Origin of the sequence: Pseudomonas sp. (assembly GCF_037994325.1) — a bacterium.
Taxonomy (GTDB): domain Bacteria; phylum Pseudomonadota; class Gammaproteobacteria; order Pseudomonadales; family Pseudomonadaceae; genus Aquipseudomonas.
In genome coordinates this window covers 1-2,701 of record NZ_JBBNAH010000219.1, presented here as the reverse complement: position 1 = coordinate 2,701, position 2,701 = coordinate 1, and the positions used below count along the sequence as shown (strand labels likewise).

Annotated in this window: 3 protein-coding genes and 1 pseudogene; all 4 read left to right on the top strand. The window is 59.0% G+C overall.

Annotation, left to right across the window (positions count from 1 at the left end; genetic code table 11):
• A pseudogene (locus AAAB16_RS07400) lies at positions 1 to 397 on the top strand (FAD-dependent oxidoreductase); the annotation flags it as partial.
• A gap of 169 nt (positions 398 to 566) precedes the next feature.
• Positions 567 to 911, top strand: a complete 345-nt coding sequence (locus AAAB16_RS07395; protein ID WP_340662765.1) for a cupin domain-containing protein — start codon at positions 567 to 569, stop codon at positions 909 to 911.
• 74 nt (positions 912 to 985) lie between these two features.
• Positions 986 to 2,059 (top strand): polyamine ABC transporter substrate-binding protein, encoded by a 1,074-nt coding sequence (locus AAAB16_RS07390; protein WP_340662764.1) that lies wholly within the window; start codon positions 986 to 988, stop codon positions 2,057 to 2,059.
• Between the two features lie 126 nt (positions 2,060 to 2,185).
• Complete coding sequence (locus tag AAAB16_RS07385; protein WP_340662763.1) at positions 2,186 to 2,587, top strand: DUF1294 domain-containing protein; 402 nt, start codon at positions 2,186 to 2,188, stop codon at positions 2,585 to 2,587.
• Positions 2,588 to 2,701 lie beyond the last annotated feature (114 nt).

Sequence of the window (2,701 nt, the reverse complement as noted above, 5' to 3'; positions counted from 1 at the left end):
GCTGCGCAACGTGCGCCTGACCCACGCCTGGGGCGGCAACCTGGGCATGGCGCGGCACTTCCACCCGCACATGCTGCGCGACCGCAAGAACGGCATTGCCCTGTCCGGCGGCTACGGCGGCGAAGGGGTGGGGGCGAGCAACCTCGGAGGGCGCACCCTGGCCGACCTGATCCTCGGCCAGGACAGCGAGCTGACCCGCCAACCCTGGGTGATGAGCGATAGCCACCTACGCCAGCTCAGTGGCTGGGAGCCGGAGCCCTGCCGCTGGCTGGGCTACAACGCCATCATCCGTAGCTTTGTGCACGAAGACAAAGTGCTCGCCGACCCCAGCAGCGCGCCCTGGCGGCGACGGTTTGCCAGTGGCTTGGCAGGGTTTATGGAAAGTTTTATGAAGTAAAGACTCAACGGCTCTTTGCCCTTCGCCCGCAAGTGGGAGAGGGGTCGGGGGAGAGGGTTGGTCGCGGCGAAAATATATGCCCGGCACAACACCGCTCCCTCACCCTAACCCTCTCCGACAAGTGGGAGAGGGGACTGAATTTTCTTCAATTGAGTAACCGAGCAATCCCATGAATATCACCCACTTCAAAAACACCCCCAACGCCGTTCTGGAAGAGTCCTTCCCCGTCGCTGTGCCCTTGAGCGAAGTCGTGGCCGTAGCTTCGACCACCAGCGTCGAGCGCACTGATGGCGTGGAAACCGGCATCTGGGAATGCACCCCTGGCGTCTGGCGTCGGCAGATTGTGCAGCAGGAGTTCTGCCACATCATCGCCGGCCATTGCACCTTTACCCCCGACGGCGGCGAGCCGATGGAGATCAAAGCCGGCGATGCGCTGATGATGCCGGAGAACACCGTAGGCATTTGGGACATCAAGGAGACGGTGCGTAAAACCTACGTGCTGATTTTCAAGTAAGGCTTTCGGGGCTGCGGCCCTTACATCCTCGTACCCGCGTCACACCTAAAAACAAAAAGCACAGAGACATCGCCATGCTCAAATTTATCGCCCCGCTCATGCTGGTGGCTTCGGTCAGCCAGGCTGCCGACACCGTGAAGATCTACAACTGGTCCGACTACATCGCGCCAGACACCTTGAAGAACTTCCAGGCCGCCAGCGGCATTGCCCCGATCTACGACGTTTACGACAGCAACGAAACCCTCGACGGCAAGTTGATGACCGGCAAATCCGGTTACGACGTGGTGTTTCCCTCCAACCACTTTATGGCACGGCAGATTCAGGGCGGGGCGTTAAAGAAGTTGGATAAGAGCCAGTTGCCAAACTGGAACAACCTTAACCCGGTGCTGCTCAAGGCCCTGGAAACCAACGACCCCGGCAATGAACATGGCTTCCCGTATCTGTGGGGCAGCACCGGCATTGGCTATAACGTGGCCAAGGTTAAAGCGGTGCTGGGGGACGTGCCGTTGGATTCCTGGGACCTGATCCTCAAGCCGGAAAATATGAAAAAGCTCAGCCAATGCGGCGTGGCGATTCTGGATAACGGTCCGGAAGTATTGCCCATTACCCTGCATTACCTCGGCTTGCCCCATCACAGCAAAGACCCGGCCGACTACAAAAAGGCTGAAGCCACGCTGATGCAAATCCGCCCCTATGTGCGCTATTTCCATTCCTCCAAATACGTCACCGATCTGGCCAATGGCGAGATCTGCGTAGCGGTGGGTTTTTCCGGCGACATCATGCAAGCCGCTAACCGCGCCAGAGAGGCCAACAATGGCGTAGACATCGGCTACGTGATTCCTAAAGAAGGCGCGCCGATGTGGTTTGACATGGTCTCCATGCCCGCCGACGCCCCGGACGAAAAAGCCGCCTACGCCTTTATGAACTACCTGCTCGAGCCCAAGGTAATGGCGCAAATCAGCGACTACGTGCGCTACGCCAACGGCAATGAAAAAGCCGACGGCTTGGTGGGTGCAGACCTCAAGAGCGATACCAAGGTCTACCCCAGCGCGGAAACGATGAAGACCCTGTTTGCCCTGGAAGCCATGCCGCTGGCCACCGACCGCATTCGCACGCGGCTGTGGAACAAGGTCAAATCGGGTAACTGATTTCGCCAGCTAAAAGAACGGCGCCCCTCCTACGAGCGGCGCCGTTTTTTATTGCCTCGGGTTTGTTCTGCGCCGCGCGGCGCAATCCATTACCCTGCGCGGCGAACAATCAAACCGAGGCCAGCCATGGCGCAACAACTGGGCATTAAGTGGGTAGCGTTTGTTGTGCTTTGCGCGGCGCCGCTGTTGGGTTCGTTGCAACTGCTGTTAACCCATCAGTGGCTTTGGGCCGTGCTGCTTTACCCAGTGCTCAGCCTGCTAACGCTGATGTTTTATCGCCACGATAAGCAGCGGGCGATGGTGGGAGGACCGCGTACGCCGGAGAAAACCTTGCACTTGCTTGAATTGCTCGGTGGTTGGCCGGGGGCGTTGGTGGCTCAGCAGGTGTACCGGCATAAAACCCGCAAGGTTGAATACCAACTGGTGTTCTGGCTGATCGTGCTGGCGCATCAACTGCTGTGGCTGGATTGGCTGCTGCTTAACGGGCAGTACGTTGGCCGGGTTATTCAGCTACTGGTGCCGATGTAACCGTAGGTTGGGCTTCGCCGCAGGCGAAGCCCAACAAAACTGAGCGAGCAACCGCGCTCACCCTCACGAATTCGCGGCACTAGCCCCGGCCAACTCATACTGCCGCTCAGCGCT